A 16,670-nucleotide genomic window follows, 5' to 3' on the forward strand; every position below is an offset into this window, starting at 1 on the left:
TAGGCAATACAATTTATTCAGAATCATTGAACGTATAAAAAAATCCCCACACCCTGAATAGGCGTGGAGATTTCGTTATACCGTAAAGCGTTTCATATCATTTTGAAGCTTCTCAGCAACTTCCGAAAGGGTTTGGGCACTTGAAGCGATTTCTTGGTGTGTGGCCAATTGCTCTTCAGTAGCTGCACTTGTTGACTGAGCCTCCGCCGAGGTTTGCATCGCAAGCTCCTCAACTTTTTCAGCCCCAAGTGTTACACTATTGGTCATTGAACGAATCTTTACGATTGCCGCAGAAACTGTTTCAACTTTTGCGCTTACATCAGTAGTCGCCAACTTTATCTCATTGAACACATTATTCGTCTTACCGGTAATTGCCAGTCCTTGTTTTACCAAACCGGTTCCAACTTCTGAACTGTTCACCGCAAGTGAAACATTTCGAATGACTGCGTCAATCATTCGGCCGATTTCTTCCGAAGACTTTTTCGATTGCTCCGCCAAATTTCGTACTTCATTAGCGACTACTGCAAACCCTCTTCCTTGTTCCCCCACACGGGCAGCTTCTATTGCCGCATTCAATGCAAGGAGATTTGTCTGCTCAGCAATCCCAGTAATAATTTCTGTGACTTTGCGAATACTTTCCGAATGGACAGCAAGGTCAGTAATGATATCGGCGGACTGACTGAAAGAATTAGATATGCTTGTCATTTGAGTTGTTACTTCCTTCATCAGATCAGCGCCATCCTCCACAAGTTGCAATACCTGCTCTGATGACTTCAGCATCGCTGCATTATCAGTCGTGATTTGATTAATATCATTCACCATTTCACCCATTGCCTCATTTGAAGAATTCACGAGATTCACTTGCATATCGCTTGCCAGCAAGTTCTTTTCGGCGATTTCCGCCACCAACTCAGAAGCCGCGAGACTCTCTTCAGAACTGGCCGTCAATTGCTGTGCCTGTGCGGCAAGCTGATACGCAGAATCTCTTGTATTTGCGACAATCACCCGCAGATCTGTTTTCATCTCATTAAAGGCCATTGCCATTTCGCCAATTTCATCCTTATTTTTAATATCCAAAGGATCTATCGTAAAATCTCCTTGGGCAAGTCTTTTTAATCCAATTGTCATTTTTTTCACTGGACTCGTTATATTTCTACTTGTGAAATAGGAAATAATCATGCTCACAATCAGGACGACCGCCATTACTACAATTATAAAGTAGCCTGTCGATTCTATCCTTTGTTCCATTTTTTCTTCTTCCGCGTAAATTTGCGCACGTTGGGTAGTTATTAATTGATCTACTTTACTTAAAACAAGAGTCTTGTAAGGCTCTGCATCTTCAGAGAATCTCCTTGCTTTCTCTTCTTCCCCATTATCAAAGGCAGTAATTGCTTCATCAGCAAGAAGACGATATTGCTGAGAGGCAATTTTCAGTTCGTCGAGTAAGGCTTTGTTTTCTTTAGATTTAAAAGATGAATCCAATTCCCCTACTTTTTCATCAAACACCCGAAGCGACTCAAGTCGGTTCTCTAGATAGTTCTTATCATTGCGTAAAAGGTAGCCCCGTAAATCATATGAAAGGTCTTTTTGATTGGATGAAAGTTGTTCCAATAACACGATTTTTTCCATTTGATCGTGAAGTAGAGATTTATAATTCCCACTTATTTTCGGAATGGTCAAGTAACTAAATGAACCAAAGATTACCATCAACAGTAATAAGGATAGAAAACCTGTCCATAATTTCTTACCCACTGAATACTTCATTAGTACCCTCCTAAAATTGTAAGCAATTTAATTATAATCTACTAATTATTTTTCGTATAGTGCAAGGAGGGATAACATAGGAAAACCGCTCCAAGTCTATTTGACTGGAACGGTAAAATTTTGAATCCACTTTTGATAATTTACAATCCAGGATCCGTTATTCTGTTCAATACTGACACCTATCCAACCTTCACTCAACAGTGATTGTTGCTTTTCGATATCGGACATGTCGACTATAATGTTTGGCTGATTTTCATCAACATTTTTACCGATCTCTTTCATCATCGTGTAACGGAGGAGGGTTCCGTACTTTTCTTTCAAGGATACGATGTGCATCCCTAAAGCAAATTTATCCTTCAGACTGGCAATATTAAATGGCGCGACCGTCGCAAAAACGTAGCGATGGTGCTGTGTGTCAATAGCATCCAATAATAGTTTCCCAAGTATCTGTTGCAAACCGTTCCCTCTGTAATCAGGATCTACAGAAGATACTTCGGAATACAGGACATTCGGCAATTCGGACTTGCTTAATCCTGCATCCAATCCTAAATGTTCTCCATCAATTTCCGGTTTAAGCATTGCTCTAAATCCTATTAGCTTGTCATCATGAAACGCTCCGATCATCGCGCCATTGCCGCCAAGGATAGTAAGAAATTCCTCTTCGGACAATGGTTGAAGGAAGGAAGTGTCCGCAAGTGCTCCGATCACTTTTTTCTGTAATTCCATAATGGGATTAAGATCTTCACTGAACAAAGTTCTCACGATGACTGTAAGACCGCTTCTCATTTCAATTTCTTTAATTTTCATCATCGTTACGTCCTTTCAATAGGCAGATGTCCAAGGATATTGTAACACCCGTTTTGATTGCAGGTCATTCTTGAGCGCGGGGTACGATTCTTGAGCGTTGAACACTGTTCTTGAGCGCGGCGCACGGTTCTTGAGCGCGAAACACTTCTCCTTGAGCGCGAAGCACTTCCCCTTGAGCGCGGGGCACGATTCTTGAGCGCGAAACACTTCTTCTTGAGCGCGGCGCATGATTCTTGAGCGTTGAACACTGTTCTTGAGCGCGGGCATGGATCTTGAGCGCAAAGCACTTCTCCTTGAGCGCGGGGCACGGTTCTTGAGCGTTGAACACTGTTCTTGAGCGCGAAGCACTTCTCCTTGAGCGCTGGGCACGGATCTTGAGCGCGAGGCACGATTCTTGAGCGTTGAACACTGTTCTTGAGCGCGGCGCACGATTCTTGAGCGCGAAACACTTCTTCTTGAGCGCGAAGCACTTCTTCTTGAGCGTGAAAAATTAACCATAGCAAGATAAAACAAAAACGGCAGGAGTATTTACCCCTGCCGCTTTTCACATGATTCACTCTTCGTGACTAAGTTGCCATTCAATGCCAAATTGGTCTTGCAATGTGCCATAGCTTTTGCTCCAGAAGGTCTCTTGTAGATCCATTGCTACTTTGCCGCCTTCTTTCAACCTGTCAAATACTCTTTTGATTTCTTCAATATCATTACTAACAAAAGCCAAGCTTACATTATTCCCCTGAATAAATGGCCAACCGGGGAAAGTATCCGAAAACATGACATTGCTTCCGTTAATATTCAATCGTGTGTGCATTACCAAATCCTTTGCTTCTTCCGGCAGCGGATATTCCGGATTTGGTGGTGCTTCCCCAAATGTCATGATTTGGGGTTTTTCCGTATTGAACACTTCCGCATAAAACTCCGCTGCTTGCCTACAATTTCCGTTAAAATTCAGATATACATTGATAGCCATTTCAACCACTCCCCTTTAATAGTTAACCTAATCCTCATCATAATGGAAATAAAATAGGAATTGCAATCATCATGACGATTAACATGATGAATTGCAAAGGTACACCGATTTTAACGAAATCCTTGAATTGATAACCGCCTGCTGTCATAACAAGCGCATTTGTAGGCGAAGCGACGGGTGTGGAAAATGCCATACTGGCCCCAACAGCAACTGCTATCAAAAAAGGATATGGACTAACCCCAATACTCAGCGCTGCGCTTAACCCGATAGGTGCGAATAAAACCGCCGTCGCTGTATTGCTAATAAATTGGCCAAACAGCATGGTAATGAAGAAAATACCTCCTAAAACTCCCAACGGTCCGAGCCCGCCCATAAATTGAATGATTCCTTCCGATAACAGTACCATTCCACCCGTTTTCTCAAGTGCAGTAGCCATTGGCAACATAGCTCCGATCAGCACGACACTCTCCCAGTTAATTTGACCGTATGCATCGTCCATATTCCGTACGCATCCCGTCAAAATCATTAGCGCTGCGCCGATCAATACTGATATCACCGCAGGGAAAATTTCAAGAACCATGAGAAGCACCATCAAAATCATAATCGCCCCAGCAATAGAGGCTTTCCCGCTTGCAGCCGCCATACTTGCGTGCTCCTTCGGCTGGCCAATGACGACTACGTTCCGAGTGTCTCTTGAAAGCAATTCAATCGAATCCCATGTACCTTGTACAAGAAGGGCATCCCCGAATCGTAATGTCTGCTTGGACATATCTTTCTCTACATACTCACCTTGTCTATTAATGCCCAAAATGTTCAAATTATACTTTTCTCGAAAACCGATTGAGCGAAGCGTTTCATTGATAAAACTTGAGTGCGGAGTAAGGAGCACTTCCGCGATACCTAACTGTTTCGAGACAAGCTCATCTGCTTCGGACGAACTTTCTTCTATAGATAAATTATAGTCAAACGCAAACTTTTCCACATTTGAACGTGAACCTTGGATATAAAGTCTATCCTTTTCTTGTATGAAACTGTTCGGTCCCGCCATTTCATGAAAGTTCATTGGCAATAAATTCATGCCTTCCGTTGACTTCCTGCTAATTTTTAAAATGCATAAATGATAAGTGGCGGGTATTTTTAGTTGTGCAAGTCGTTTCCCGACTAATCCCGAGATAGCAGGGACTTTCAAAAGAAAAAGGTTGCCTCCAAGCTCATAGTCGGTGGCAAGTTGTTTTGCCGATAATTTATTATCCACATCCGTGGTAGCGCTTTTTCTTTTCGGCAATAATTTATTCCGAACGAAATATAAATAAATGATTCCAACTACAACACCAATTATTCCAATCGGTGTTATTTGGAAGAAACTTAATTTTTCATACCCGTTGTCGACAAGCATTTGACTGACGATCAAATTCGGTGGGGAAGCGATCAACGTCAGCAAGCCCGAAAAACTGGCCATATAAGAAAGCGGGATTAAATATTTTGAAGGACTGCTTTTGATGCTTATCGCTATACTCACGACGATTGGCAACATAAGTGCAACCGTTCCAGTATTACTCATAAACGCCCCGACTGAAGCAACGATAACGAGCAAAAGTATGAATAGCCTTTTCTCACTGTCATCGGAATACTTTAATAGAAGTGACCCCGCCATTTGCGCAAGTCCCGTCCTTAATATTCCTGCACCAATTACAAACAATGCCGCTATCATGATAACTACCGAGTTCGAGAATCCGGACAACGCCTCTATCGGAGAAAGAATTCCAGTCAATACGAATGCAAGCAATGCAAGAATCGCAACGAGATCCGCCCTAATTTTATTTGTCATGAATAATACAACAGTGATACCTAAAATGATAAAAGTTAATATCAGTTGCACTCCAACCCGTTCCCTTCCCAAGAGTAATACCTTTATTTTAGTACAGAATGAAAAAAAGCGCCCCTTAATGAGGCACTTTTTTGTGAACAAGATTTCTTAGAGCGGTAGTTCACTCTTTTACAGGGGTAAATTGAATTCGTGATATTCCGGTGACATGTAGCTTTTGCCCTTCCGTTAAACTGACTTGGCTGATAGATCCAGCCGGCTCGGGACCCCCAATCACTTCATATAAGAGAGGTTCTTTACCTTTTTCGTGTATGACTAAATATCCTAAACCATTCCCACTGCTCACTTTGTAATCCCCGGCTTCGATATCCAATCCGACTTCCCAAATACCTGCCGACAGTTCGGTAGAGTAAATTGTCGATACTGGTGTGAAATTCACAGACTCATATCCACCATCTGCGAAAATAGTATAGGAATCCTTTATATCGACCGTAAGACTGTCAACTGCTCCATATCCGACGGTTTCACGTATGACAAGATCCCCATTTTCATCATAGATGAATATATTGCCTGTAGGTCGACCCGTTATTAAGTATCTTCCTTCCTGGAGAGTGACTTTTTCCCCTTCCCTCGAATAAACACCCTTTTCGACTTGCTCCAAGCCTTCATTGTTCCGATCGACTGTCGTGAATAGTTCCGGATTTACATTACCGATCAAAACATCCTTTTCAGTACCTACCATTTCAAAGTTTTCTTCATAAGCAACGATTTTCACTGATGAAGCCCCTTCTAATGGATGGCAGCCCGACATCAATAAAAGGCATGAACCGACTAAAAAAGCTGACCCTATTTTTCTTGTATAGAGAAGCTTATTTCGTAAATACAAAATGGCCATTACAATTAGATTTAGTCCTATTAGCCAACTATACGAGTTTTTGAAATCCAGTTTTTTATTGCCGAATTCCAGTGCAGCATCCCCACTTAATACGGAGGCGATATCGATAAACTTCAATGGGTACAACCAATTGAATTTAACGCCCGCCACATCCATTAAATCTGGAACAAGAAGGATGACAAGTAAGATCAAAATCGTTGCATATAGATTCCTTGTAATGACATTGATTAAAACAAACGCTAATAATAGGAATATCGCAATCAGCGCAAAGGCGATAAACATGTAGGAAATATACCGTACCGTCGATACTGCCATGAAATCAGCATCTTGGTAAACCAAAACCGGCGTTATAAAGTTACCCCACTCTGTTTTTCCCGCAACGTAATACGCCCCAACAACCACGCCAATTAATAGGAACAACATCGCCTGAACAAAGTGAATGGCCACTTTGCTACTAACCCTTTGCATGAATGAAACCGGAAAACCACCTACAACAGATCGGTGGTTATGATCGTTTATCAACATGCTACTTCCGATTATTAGTATGAATAGGCTAAATAACAGTCCGCTTATCAATTTCAAAGCAACGGGTAAATAGTTACTCGCGGCAAATGGATTTGGAACTATAGGCAGATCATGTTCTTTATAGTATTGCAACAATGCCAATTCCTTTTGAATTTCCTCTTTAGGAATGACGTAACCGGGGTGCACGCCTATATTCCCAAGTTCATGTAATTCTAGTCGCAGTTCACTTAACTTTATACCGTCATCGATGTATTTGTCATACTCACTTTTCTTCCATAAATAAAATCTTTGCATATTGATCAAAGACGCTTGCTGTGTCAAATTGCTATATGCAGCTTCTCCATCGGGCGTATCGCGAAGCTCTTCCGGAAACGAATAGAAGACAGTGTGAAAATGCTGCGCTTCCTCGTTTTTCTTCATCTGCAATCCTTTAATATCGGTTTGACTGTATTGGGAAAAATACAAAGGGAAAAACAGGATTAAAGCGACTCCTAATAACCAGTTTTTCCGATTATGCAATAATAACTTGGTTTCAAATAGTAAATACTTCCAAAACATAATCGTATCCTTTCCTGTTCATTATTTTATGCTTGATAGAAACGTCTTTTATTGATGATTCTTGAACAGATGAAGATGAGTACTTCGATAACAGCAATTGTCGCAAGCAAAACAACAATCCCTCTTGCAAATGTAACCGTCTCCACATTCAACAGAAAATTCTTTTCTCCATCGACAATCTTTCCGAAATCAAAATACGTCTGAGGGAAAAAGCTAATATCTTGTCCAAATAGCTCCCTCGTTGTCCTTGAAGCAAATAGACGGTCCGAAAAGAGGATTAAACTACTTACCAAAAGGACTACCCACTCGTTTTTCAAAATCAGACCTAAAACCACATTCAGTCGGATGAATAGGTAGCTTAATATAGGAATCCCTATCAAGGTTTTCCCTACAAAGACCGCTATTGAAATGACATCATAATCTTCTGCTGTAAACCGTTCCTGTGCAATCATAATAGGTACATGCAAATCGAAGTAGCCAAAACCAAATTGCAAGCCCATCACGAAAACCCCTAAAACAAGAATTCCGGAAATAATGAGCAGTGAATATAGGAACGTTGATAAGGATTTCAAATTTAATTGCCTGTACCAGGATAGTGGCATCCCTTGTAGTACTGTCCGATACTTACGATCCCTTGACAAAATATCGCTGCTGAAATAGATTACACAAAACAGAATGAATAAGATCCCGTTCGTCTGAAGAAATTTTTGCAACGATTGCAAACCTGTTTTTTCATACATCAAGCCATATGTAATCGGATAATCATTTTCCAAATAATCCTTATAGCGCATCATTGTTTGCTGATACAAATGAGCCCTATCCTTGCCTGGGAAAGGCGATAGACTAAAGAGATTCTGATCGGCTGTGTATTCACGTTCATTCCCTAATAGGGAATAGTTTCGTAAATAAAGGTAGCGGTAATAGTTTTTTTCCTCATAAGCCATAAGCATCGCGTGATTGAGTCTGTAATAATATGCATTCATGGCGTATACTGGCATGCCAGTCATTCGAATGATTCCCGTATTCCCTTTTTCTTCCCTGAACTTCTGCTCGACTTCAAGGTTAGTCAAATAGGTTTTGACCTCGTCGGGATAATAGGTTTCTTTTGTTTTTTCGTTTGGCAATAGGATTAAACAATAGCTTAATAGCAGGACTCCGATAAATAATATGAAAGGAATGTTCCGCCTGCTTCTTGATGTAATTAGAAATTCATGTTTCAAATAATTACGATTCATCCCAGCTTCCCCTTTTAATTGCAAAGTCTATTTCTTTATTTACTTATGAAAATACCATTGATTTCCGTTCCAGGCGGACGCTTTCCGCGGGCATGGCTTCAGCCGCTTCCCTCGCTTCGCTCAGTCCAGGGTCTTCAGCTCATGCTATTCCCGCAGGAGTCGCCGCCTTCCACTTCAATCAAGAGAATTCCAATTATAAAAACAAAATTTTAAAAAACAGGTGATTTTAAACATTTTTCGAATAGAACTTATCGTAGTATTCGACTGTCCCCAATGGTCCGACTGTGATTTCTTTTTCGTTAAAGTCAAGCATCCGTTCGATCCACTTCGTCTGTTCCGCATTACTCATCCCCTTTAATGGAATGCATAATAAGCGGTTCGCGATATAGATATGATCTTTCGGCAATGGTGCTTTTGCGTCTAACATTTCAAGCTGTTCCGGGTTCACTTCAATTTTTAAATAGACATCATTTTCACCAGTAAATCTATGTTCATGCACGAACTTTCCGTCTTTCAAAAATAGGACTCTATCCGCGTATAAGTCCAAGTTTGATAGTAAATGAGATGCGACAAAGATGAGCTTATCCTTCTTCATTTCCATTAAGCATTCGGATAATAAAGCGACATTGTCCACATCAAGTCCATTCATCACTTCATCCAAGAGGATGACAGGAGTGTCAGCTGCCATCATCATTGCAAAGCAAAGGCGTTGCCTCATCCCTAATGAATAGGTGCGGACTTTCCTTTTTACATAGTTGCCCATTTGAAGTCGCTCAATGACATCCGGTACATGCTTTGTAGATCCCTTCCACATATTCGCGTAGAGTTTCAGGTGATCCACCCCTGACAACTCCCCGAATAGGTCTTTTTGCTCAGGGAATGTGCATAACTTTTTATGGATCAGTAACTCTTCTTTTTCATTGCGGTAGGCGTATTTTCCATCGAATAATACATGTCCTGAATCAGGTTTCACAAAATTCGCCATCACATTGAACATTGTAGATTTCCCAGTTCCGTTTGGAGCAGCCACGCCAATAATTTCCCCAATATTAGCCGTTAGCTCCAACTTATCTAAAACAGCTTTATCGTTATAGGTAATTGATACATTCGATAACTTAAGCATCTATTCTTCCACCCTTCAGTTTGTCCGGTCGTAGTTTCCGCGCGACCTTTGAGAAAAATATTTATCCCAAACTTCCCCATTTGGTAATTTATTGCTCCTTTATACTATAAACATAACAGTCAATTAATTCAATAGTATTAACTATTACTATTTTTCAATAGGTGGAAATTATTATACATTGCATAATTTAATAAAAAGCTGCCATAGAAGAATGAACACACCTTCCATGACAGCTTTTTTCAATTACGAAGCAACTGCAACTTTCTTTTTATCGTCATCGCCTTTTGTTTTCCATTGAATTGCCCATAAGATAACGAAAAGTATTAGACCAACAATGTCAGTAATAGTTTCAGGATAAATTAATAATAAGCCAGTACCCACTGTAATTATTCGCTCAATCCAATTACATTTACGGTACCAATAACCAATCATCCCTGCACCAATTGCAATCATACCGACGATTGCAGTGAAGACGACCCATATAATTTCCAAGAAGGATGCGTCAATCATTAGCATTGCCGGATTAAATACAAACATATATGGAATGATGAATGCTGCAATCGCAAGTTTTGCGGATACGACGCCCGTTTTGATTGGGTCCCCTCCGGAAATACCTGACGCGGCAAATGCTGCAAGTGCAACCGGCGGCGTAATGTCCGCTATAATCCCGAAATAGAAAACGAATAAGTGAGCTGAAATTGCTACGACAACTGGAATAGTCGTTCCTGGTCCCATCTCTCCGCCCATAAGCAGTAGGATGATGGCAGGTGCGGCAATCGTCGACGTAATGACATAGTTTGCAGTAGTCGGCGACCCCATTCCAAGTACCAAAGCCGCAAACATTGTAAAGATAAGTGTTAATAGAATATTTCCACCTGCAGCTGAAACGAGTCCATTTGCAAGACTTAACCCTAACCCTGTCTTAACAACAACCCCAACGATAATACCGGCACACGCAGTCGCTGCCGCAACAGCCAATGCAGTACGCGCACCATCAACAAGTGCCATAATGATATCTTTAAATCCTAACCTTGTAGATTTATCAAAGAAACTGACGACTAAGGTAAGAACAATACCTAATAATGCCGCTTTCATCGTCGGAATTCCAAGCAATAGGAAAAGGATAATCCCTAAGATCGGCAATAATAGATAAATCTTTTTCAATGTCGCCTTCCGGTCCGGCATTTGATCCTCGGACATGCCTTGAAGACCGACACGCTTCGCCTCAAAATGCGTCATAATCCAAATCCCAGTAAAGTAAAGCAAAGCAGGAATAGCTGCCGCTTTGGCAATTTCCCAATACGTTACGCCTCCGATGAATTCAACCATCAGGAATGCAGCGGCTCCCATGATAGGCGGCATGATTTGTCCTCCAGTTGAAGCAGCTGCCTCAACCCCACCTGCAAATTCCTTACGATATCCTAACTTTTTCATCATAGGAATTGTATATGAACCTGAACCGACAACGTTTGCAACTGAACTTCCTGAAATCGTTCCTTGCAATGCACTCGAGAAGATTGCAACTTTTGCAGGACCCCCGGTTAAACGACCTGCAAGGACGACTGCCAGATCATTGAAGTAGTTCCCTACACCTGTCTTAACAAGGAAAGCCCCGAATAACAAGAACACGAAAATGAATGTCGCAGAAACACTGATTGGCGTTCCTAAAATACCATCCGTCGTATAGAACATCAGCTGCACAATACTTTTTATATCTTGACCACGATGCGCAAGGAACCCTGGAAAGTACCGTCCGAAAAATGCATATACCAAGAAAACAACTGAAATAATAGTAATTGGTAAACCTACCGCACGACGTGCAGCCTCCAATGTTAAAAGAATCGCAACGATACCGATGAATAAATCCATATCGGAAACCCGTCCGACGCGACCAATAAGGTCGCCGTAGAATAACGGCCAATACAATCCAACTGCAATCGCAAGCAAGGATAGAATTACGTCATAGAAAGGCACCTTGTCTTTTTTTACACCAGGTTTCTTTATCGCTGGGAATAAAATAAAAATAAGTGACAATGCGAAACCAAGGTGAATGGAACGCTGAATATAGGCAGTGTACGGCGTTCCGATAGATGTGTATAATTGGAAAAGCGAAAATGCAAGTAATCCAACGAACACGATTATCTTGAAAATCCCTTTAACATTCCGAGTATTTGACTCCGGATCATACTTCTGTAAAATTTCCAACTGCTGTTCTTCTGTTAACATTTCATTGCTTTCAATTTCGGAATTATGTTGTATTTCTTCTTTCTGTTTTTTATCTTTAGCCATTTATCTTTACTCCTTTCATCATTTGGTAAAATGATAGGTGTTGTACTCTAAAAGTGTACGATTTTCCTCTTATTAAATATTCTTTTAAATCTGTTTCAATTCCCTCATAGCGGAAAGCGAGATCCGCGTCGACATCGCCAACAAAAAGGACGAATGATTGGATAATGTTATGCTCAAATGACAGCGTATACAAACCATTTTTGACAGATAGGGTCTGGCCTTCTTCCGCATATCCCGGCAAACCAATTCCAATATCTTCATATTGCATAGATAATAACTGTATGGCATTTTGATCGGTCACCTTATAGGACTCAATTACATCAGTTAAAAAAATGGAGTGAACATACCTTATTTGAAATTCCTGCTCATTTTTCATCTTTACATAATAGATTTCTGGATGATTGGCCCGATATTCTGTAAACGAGAACACCTTATGTATCGGCAGGAAAATAAAGGCGAGGACAACAAGGAGCGTGAATAGCAGAATGACGGGCGGAAGTACTTTCTTCCATTTCATCCGCATTCTTCCTTTCCGTGTGGCAATTAAGAATGGGACGGCTGAAGCTTATCGCTTCACCGCCCCGATCTTCAAACTGCTTGAATTCAATTATTTTTGTTCGTCGAAGTACTTTTGTGCACCTGGGTGAACTGGAATACCGACACCGTCTAATCCAGTTTCTGCTTTAATCAACGCAGCTTTCGGATGCGTCAACTTAGATGCGTTGTCATAAATCGATTTTGTGATTTTATAAGCCACGTCTTCTGGAATATCATTTTGGATTACTAACATTGCACCAACTGATACTGTAGGTGTGTCACTATCAATACCATAAGTTCCTGCTGGGATAACTTCTTTTGCATAATATTGATATTTTGCAATCAATTCATCAGCTTTAGCATCTTCTACTGGAACGATAAATACTTTATTTGTTGCATTCAAAGCTTCAACAGCAGCTGTTGGAGTACCACCAGTGATAAATGCTGCATCGATTTGACCAGCTTGCAAGCTCTCTGTAGACTCACCGAAGTCCAAATCTTGTGCTTGGATATCATCCATTGTCAAACCATGGATTTCAAGAAGCTGTTCAGCATTCGCATACGTTCCTGAACCAGGTGCTCCCACCGATATTTTTTTACCTTTTAAGTCAGCAAATGACTTAATTCCAGACTTTTCAGTAGTAACCAATTGAACTGTTTCAGGATATAGGAAACCGATTGCAGAAACAGTGTCAATGATTTCACCGTCAAACATCATTTCACCTTTAGACGCATAATAAGCGATATCCGTCTGTACAAATGCAAGTTCTGCTTTACCGTCTTTAAGGGCAGTCATATTTGCTGCCGATGCTTGTGAAACTTCAGCAGTTGTCTTAATACCCGTATCCTCGCTGATGTTTTCTGCCATTGCTCCCCCAAGTGCGTAATAAGTACCTTGTGTACCACCTGTCAAAATACTTAAATATTCAACGTCTTTTTTACCGCACGCTGATAGAAGTAGCAATGATAACACTGAAAACAATGTAAGAATTCGAACTACTCTCTTATTCATACTATCTCTCTCCCCTTTTGTATTATTATAGTTTTGCAACTTATCACCTATTCTAACACAAATAATCAATAACTTGTCAACGTTTCTTGAGAATTATCTGTAATTAGCAAGCGTTTTCATTCCAAATAAATAAAATAAGGAAGATGATCATTACTCCCCTCATCTTCCCACTAAAACATTATTATTATTTTTCTTTTTCTTTTTCGTCAAAATATGTTATTCCAGCTTCATCTAAATCTCTTTTTCTGTGTGCCAATCTGGATGCAGCACATGATGCGATGCTCGCTACAAGGTCATCTAAAAATGTGTGGACTCCGATCCCTTTTTTCGTATCCAAATCATTAATGATGCCAATTTTATTTTTATCCAAATGGCCAAATGTAGTTACGGCAATGGACCCATACGTAAAAACTGCCCCTAATGCTATCGTTTCATCTACACCAAACAGCCCTTCATCCGAATCGACAATCTGTTGTAAAGGAGCTGATAATTTACCTTGTTCCGCAAGTTCATCCAATTCGATTCCAACAAGTATGGCATGCTGAAGTTCCCTTTTACGTAATACCCTTTCTACAGAGTCTATACATTCTGCAAGATCGAGTCCTTCATTATAAGGAACTTGCATTTCGTAAACAATTTTCGCCACGTCTTCCAATGTGACACCCCGACGTAACAGAGCATCCTTTGTAGCTTTAGTTACAACATCGCTATGGACTATATTTTTACCAGTGAACATTAATTATTACCTCCTTATTCTAATCCGTGCTTATCACGTATAATATGACCGTTGCCTACCGAATGATTATCATACAGCATTGCACCCACCTAATAAGCTTTGAAAGGATTATACCTGTAGGGTACCATATGTTACAATCTTGATACATGAACAACAACAACAAGGGAGGACCAACCGATGGAATATGGAAAAATAGAAGAGGTCAGCTTTTACAGCAATGCACTTGGTGAGGAAATGCAACTTCTCATCCATCTACCACATCAGTATTCACCATTATATAAGTATTCAGTTCTCATCGCCTCGGACGGCAAGGACTACTTTCAATACGGTCGAATCGGCCGCGTCGTCGATGAATTAGTCCATGAGGGCGATATCGATAATATGATCGTAGTTGGCATACCATATAAGAGTGTCAAAGAACGCAGAAGAATGTATCACCCAGCTGGTGATCGCCATAAAGATTACATCCGTTTTCTTGCACATGAGCTTGTACCATATATTGATGAGAACTATCCGACCTATCAAGTCGGAGCGGGCAGAGGGTTGATAGGAGATTCTTTAGCCGCAACGATTTCATTGATGACCGCTTTGAAATATCCAAATTGCTTTGGGAAGGTAATTCTTCACTCTCCTTACGTGGATGATTACGTTCTTGAACAAGTAGAAGCATTAAAAGATCCATCCGCTTTTTCCATCTATCACGTGATTGGCACCGAAGAGACTGAAGTAAAAACGACTATTGATGGGGTTCAAGATTTCCTAACCCCTAACAGGAAATTAAGTAATTTAATAAAAAGAAAAGGGTTTTCATATTTCTATGAAGAATTTAAAGGGGACCATACATGGAAGCATTGGCAAAAGGACGTTCCACGGGCGATAAAAAATTCCTTTCAATAGGATTGATGCCAAATAAGGCAAAGTGTGGGCGATTCTGCTATAATTGACGGTATGATGTAGTGCAATAAACATTTTACAAGGAGGTCGTTTAGGATGAAATACGGTGTAGTCGCATTCCCATCAAAGAAACTCCAAGACTTAGCAAACGGTTACAGGAAGCGTTATGACCCACATTATGCACTTATTACGCCCCACATGACTATTAAGGGTGTATTCGAAGCTGATGACAAAGAAATTGAGCAAGTGGCTGTAGCGATTCGTGAGGTTGCAAATAAGCATAAACCTTTTGAACTAAATGTCTCAAAAGTAAGCACTTTTGCTCCTATTACAAATACGATTTTCTTCAAAGTAACTCCAAACGAGGAGATACTTGCACTCCATAAAGACCTGAATGAAGATTTCTTCGGTGAAAAGCCAGAATACTCCTTCGTTCCACATATTACAATCGCTCAAAAACTCACTTCAGGTGAGCACGATGACATTATCGGTCAAATTAAGATGGTCGGAGTCAATCACACTGAAGTAATCGATCGTATACACCTTCTTTACCAACTTGAAGACGGATCTTGGACAGTTTATGAAACTTTCCGTCTTGATGAGGTACAATAAAGATTGGTTGTCGTTAAAATTGCCCGATCGGATCAGGAGCGAGAAGCAGCGTATGATGTTAGGAAAAAGGTTTTTGTAGAAGAGCAAGGAGTTCCCCTCAGTCTGGAAATGGACGAATTTGATAAAACATCCGACCATTTCATCGTCTATCAGGATGATACACCGATTGGGGCAGGGCGTATCAGGGAAATTGAAGACGGTATTGGCAAAGTCGAGAGGGTATGTGTTTTAAAAGATTTTCGTGGTAAGCATCTTGGGAATCTTATTATGCTTGAACTTGAAAAGCATGCAAAGTCCACAGGCATGAAGAAACTCATTTTGAACGCACAGTCTTATGCAGTACCTTTCTATGAAAAACTTGGATATACGGTAACTTCTCCGGAATTCATGGATGCCGATATTCCCCATCGGGCTATGGAAAAGGATATTAGTATTTAAAAACCGCTTCAGTCTATTGTGACTGAAGCGGTTTTTCGTATGGAAATTCAGCCGACGGCAATATCGGTCACTTTCGATAAGTTATCATCGTTTCATTACTTTAGACCTAATGAAATCTTGCTTTATACGTACCGATTCACCACAAGGCCTTTTCCAACGAGATCAGCGATTTCAGGTGATAGATTGATTGGATTCGGGGGAATGAAGCCGCGCATATTTTGGGAATTTGGGACAGTCTCCACCACCCTCTCCTTCTTCGACAATCTTTCATTCTCTTGTTCAAGAGAGTTTTGGAATTTGTTCATTAATTCGGTATCTAACTTCACTTTTTGTACTCGATTGATATATGCAAAGTTTTTATAGTCAGCGTTCATCCGATTTGCATACATTTCCGATTGAATCGGCTGGATTGGAAGTTGATAGCCCATATCCTCACCCCTTTTATATGTCCAT

Annotated in this window: 16 protein-coding genes; 3 read left to right on the forward strand and 13 right to left on the reverse strand. The window is 40.6% G+C overall.

Annotated features, from left to right (window positions below; all coding sequences use genetic code 11):
• Nucleotides 1–75 precede the first annotated feature (75 nt).
• The 12 genes from NSQ43_RS14160 to NSQ43_RS14215 form a co-directional block, all read right to left on the reverse strand.
• Nucleotides 76–1,764, reverse strand: coding sequence for a methyl-accepting chemotaxis protein (locus tag NSQ43_RS14160; protein ID WP_339251222.1), 1,689 nt, complete (start codon nt 1,762–1,764; stop codon nt 76–78).
• Between the two features lie 96 nt (nt 1,765–1,860).
• On the reverse strand, nt 1,861–2,571 hold the full coding sequence (locus tag NSQ43_RS14165) for a GNAT family N-acetyltransferase (protein ID WP_339251223.1): 711 nt from the start codon (nt 2,569–2,571) through the stop codon (nt 1,861–1,863).
• 15 nt (nt 2,572–2,586) lie between these two features.
• Nucleotides 2,587–3,069 (reverse strand): hypothetical protein, encoded by a 483-nt coding sequence (locus tag NSQ43_RS14170; protein ID WP_339251225.1) that lies wholly within the window; start codon nt 3,067–3,069, stop codon nt 2,587–2,589.
• A 55-nt stretch (nt 3,070–3,124) separates the two neighbouring features.
• Nucleotides 3,125–3,538 carry a VOC family protein gene (locus NSQ43_RS14175; RefSeq protein ID WP_339251226.1) on the reverse strand — a complete coding sequence of 138 codons (414 nt, stop codon included), beginning with the start codon at nt 3,536–3,538 and terminating at the stop codon, nt 3,125–3,127.
• Between the two features lie 37 nt (nt 3,539–3,575).
• A complete protein-coding gene (locus tag NSQ43_RS14180; protein ID WP_339254934.1) occupies nt 3,576–5,366 on the reverse strand; it encodes an SLC13 family permease in 1,791 nt (596 codons plus the stop codon).
• A 160-nt stretch (nt 5,367–5,526) separates the two neighbouring features.
• Complete coding sequence (locus NSQ43_RS14185; RefSeq protein WP_339251228.1) at nt 5,527–7,341, reverse strand: hypothetical protein; 1,815 nt, start codon at nt 7,339–7,341, stop codon at nt 5,527–5,529.
• 26 nt (nt 7,342–7,367) lie between these two features.
• A complete protein-coding gene (locus tag NSQ43_RS14190; protein ID WP_339251230.1) occupies nt 7,368–8,576 on the reverse strand; it encodes a hypothetical protein in 1,209 nt (402 codons plus the stop codon).
• A gap of 226 nt (nt 8,577–8,802) precedes the next feature.
• Nucleotides 8,803–9,699: an ABC transporter ATP-binding protein gene (locus tag NSQ43_RS14195; RefSeq protein WP_339251231.1), complete on the reverse strand. Its 897-nt coding sequence runs from the start codon at nt 9,697–9,699 to the stop codon at nt 8,803–8,805.
• 243 nt (nt 9,700–9,942) lie between these two features.
• Nucleotides 9,943–11,988, reverse strand: a complete 2,046-nt coding sequence (locus NSQ43_RS14200; RefSeq protein ID WP_339251233.1) for a TRAP transporter permease — start codon at nt 11,986–11,988, stop codon at nt 9,943–9,945.
• Nucleotides 11,981–12,505 carry a DUF1850 domain-containing protein gene (locus NSQ43_RS14205; RefSeq protein WP_339251234.1) on the reverse strand — a complete coding sequence of 175 codons (525 nt, stop codon included), beginning with the start codon at nt 12,503–12,505 and terminating at the stop codon, nt 11,981–11,983. The genes NSQ43_RS14200 and NSQ43_RS14205 overlap by 8 nt, the downstream gene beginning before the upstream one ends.
• 90 nt (nt 12,506–12,595) lie before the next feature.
• Entirely contained in the window at nt 12,596–13,537 is a 942-nt protein-coding gene (locus NSQ43_RS14210) for a TAXI family TRAP transporter solute-binding subunit (protein ID WP_339251236.1), read from the reverse strand.
• A gap of 184 nt (nt 13,538–13,721) precedes the next feature.
• Complete coding sequence (locus tag NSQ43_RS14215) at nt 13,722–14,273, reverse strand: phosphatidylglycerophosphatase A (RefSeq protein ID WP_339251237.1); 552 nt, start codon at nt 14,271–14,273, stop codon at nt 13,722–13,724.
• Nucleotides 14,274–14,450: 177 nt separating this feature from the next.
• Here NSQ43_RS14215 and NSQ43_RS14220 point away from each other — a divergent pair, with 177 nt between their 5' ends.
• The 3 genes from NSQ43_RS14220 to NSQ43_RS14230 all read left to right on the forward strand — a co-directional run bounded on the left by NSQ43_RS14220 (nt 14,451) and on the right by NSQ43_RS14230 (nt 16,217).
• Entirely contained in the window at nt 14,451–15,170 is a 720-nt protein-coding gene (locus NSQ43_RS14220) for an esterase family protein (protein ID WP_339251239.1), read from the forward strand.
• A gap of 93 nt (nt 15,171–15,263) precedes the next feature.
• Nucleotides 15,264–15,779 carry a YjcG family protein gene (locus NSQ43_RS14225; protein WP_339251241.1) on the forward strand — a complete coding sequence of 172 codons (516 nt, stop codon included), beginning with the start codon at nt 15,264–15,266 and terminating at the stop codon, nt 15,777–15,779.
• Nucleotides 15,780–15,782: 3 nt separating this feature from the next.
• On the forward strand, nt 15,783–16,217 hold the full coding sequence (locus NSQ43_RS14230; protein ID WP_339251242.1) for a GNAT family N-acetyltransferase: 435 nt from the start codon (nt 15,783–15,785) through the stop codon (nt 16,215–16,217).
• Between the two features lie 122 nt (nt 16,218–16,339).
• On the opposite strand, the gene NSQ43_RS14235 is transcribed toward NSQ43_RS14230, so the two are convergent.
• Nucleotides 16,340–16,645, reverse strand: coding sequence for a hypothetical protein (locus NSQ43_RS14235; RefSeq protein ID WP_339251244.1), 306 nt, complete (start codon nt 16,643–16,645; stop codon nt 16,340–16,342).
• Nucleotides 16,646–16,670 lie beyond the last annotated feature (25 nt).

The sequence above is a fragment of the Sporosarcina sp. FSL W8-0480 genome, assembly GCF_037963765.1.
GTDB lineage: Bacteria > Bacillota > Bacilli > Bacillales_A > Planococcaceae > Sporosarcina.

Excerpts from the sequence above, each read along its gene's own strand:
- NSQ43_RS14235 (WP_339251244.1), bottom strand. The coding sequence starts at position 16,645 with ATGGGCTATCAACTTCCAATCCAGCCGATTCAATCGGAAATGTATGCA.
- NSQ43_RS14190 (WP_339251230.1), bottom strand. The coding sequence starts at position 8,576 with ATGAATCGTAATTATTTGAAACATGAATTTCTAATTACATCAAGAAGC.
- NSQ43_RS14215 (WP_339251237.1), bottom strand. The coding sequence starts at position 14,273 with ATGTTCACTGGTAAAAATATAGTCCATAGCGATGTTGTAACTAAAGCT.
- NSQ43_RS14205 (WP_339251234.1), bottom strand. The coding sequence starts at position 12,505 with ATGAAATGGAAGAAAGTACTTCCGCCCGTCATTCTGCTATTCACGCTC.
- NSQ43_RS14195 (WP_339251231.1), bottom strand. The coding sequence starts at position 9,699 with ATGCTTAAGTTATCGAATGTATCAATTACCTATAACGATAAAGCTGTT.
- NSQ43_RS14180 (WP_339254934.1), bottom strand. The coding sequence starts at position 5,366 with ATGACAAATAAAATTAGGGCGGATCTCGTTGCGATTCTTGCATTGCTT.
- NSQ43_RS14200 (WP_339251233.1), bottom strand. The coding sequence starts at position 11,988 with ATGGCTAAAGATAAAAAACAGAAAGAAGAAATACAACATAATTCCGAA.
- NSQ43_RS14160 (WP_339251222.1), bottom strand. The coding sequence starts at position 1,764 with ATGAAGTATTCAGTGGGTAAGAAATTATGGACAGGTTTTCTATCCTTA.
- NSQ43_RS14210 (WP_339251236.1), bottom strand. The coding sequence starts at position 13,537 with ATGAATAAGAGAGTAGTTCGAATTCTTACATTGTTTTCAGTGTTATCA.
- NSQ43_RS14225 (WP_339251241.1), top strand. The coding sequence starts at position 15,264 with ATGAAATACGGTGTAGTCGCATTCCCATCAAAGAAACTCCAAGACTTA.
- NSQ43_RS14165 (WP_339251223.1), bottom strand. The coding sequence starts at position 2,571 with ATGAAAATTAAAGAAATTGAAATGAGAAGCGGTCTTACAGTCATCGTG.
- NSQ43_RS14170 (WP_339251225.1), bottom strand. The coding sequence starts at position 3,069 with ATGGTTAATTTTTCACGCTCAAGAAGAAGTGCTTCGCGCTCAAGAAGA.
- NSQ43_RS14220 (WP_339251239.1), top strand. The coding sequence starts at position 14,451 with ATGGAATATGGAAAAATAGAAGAGGTCAGCTTTTACAGCAATGCACTT.
- NSQ43_RS14175 (WP_339251226.1), bottom strand. The coding sequence starts at position 3,538 with ATGGCTATCAATGTATATCTGAATTTTAACGGAAATTGTAGGCAAGCA.
- NSQ43_RS14185 (WP_339251228.1), bottom strand. The coding sequence starts at position 7,341 with ATGTTTTGGAAGTATTTACTATTTGAAACCAAGTTATTATTGCATAAT.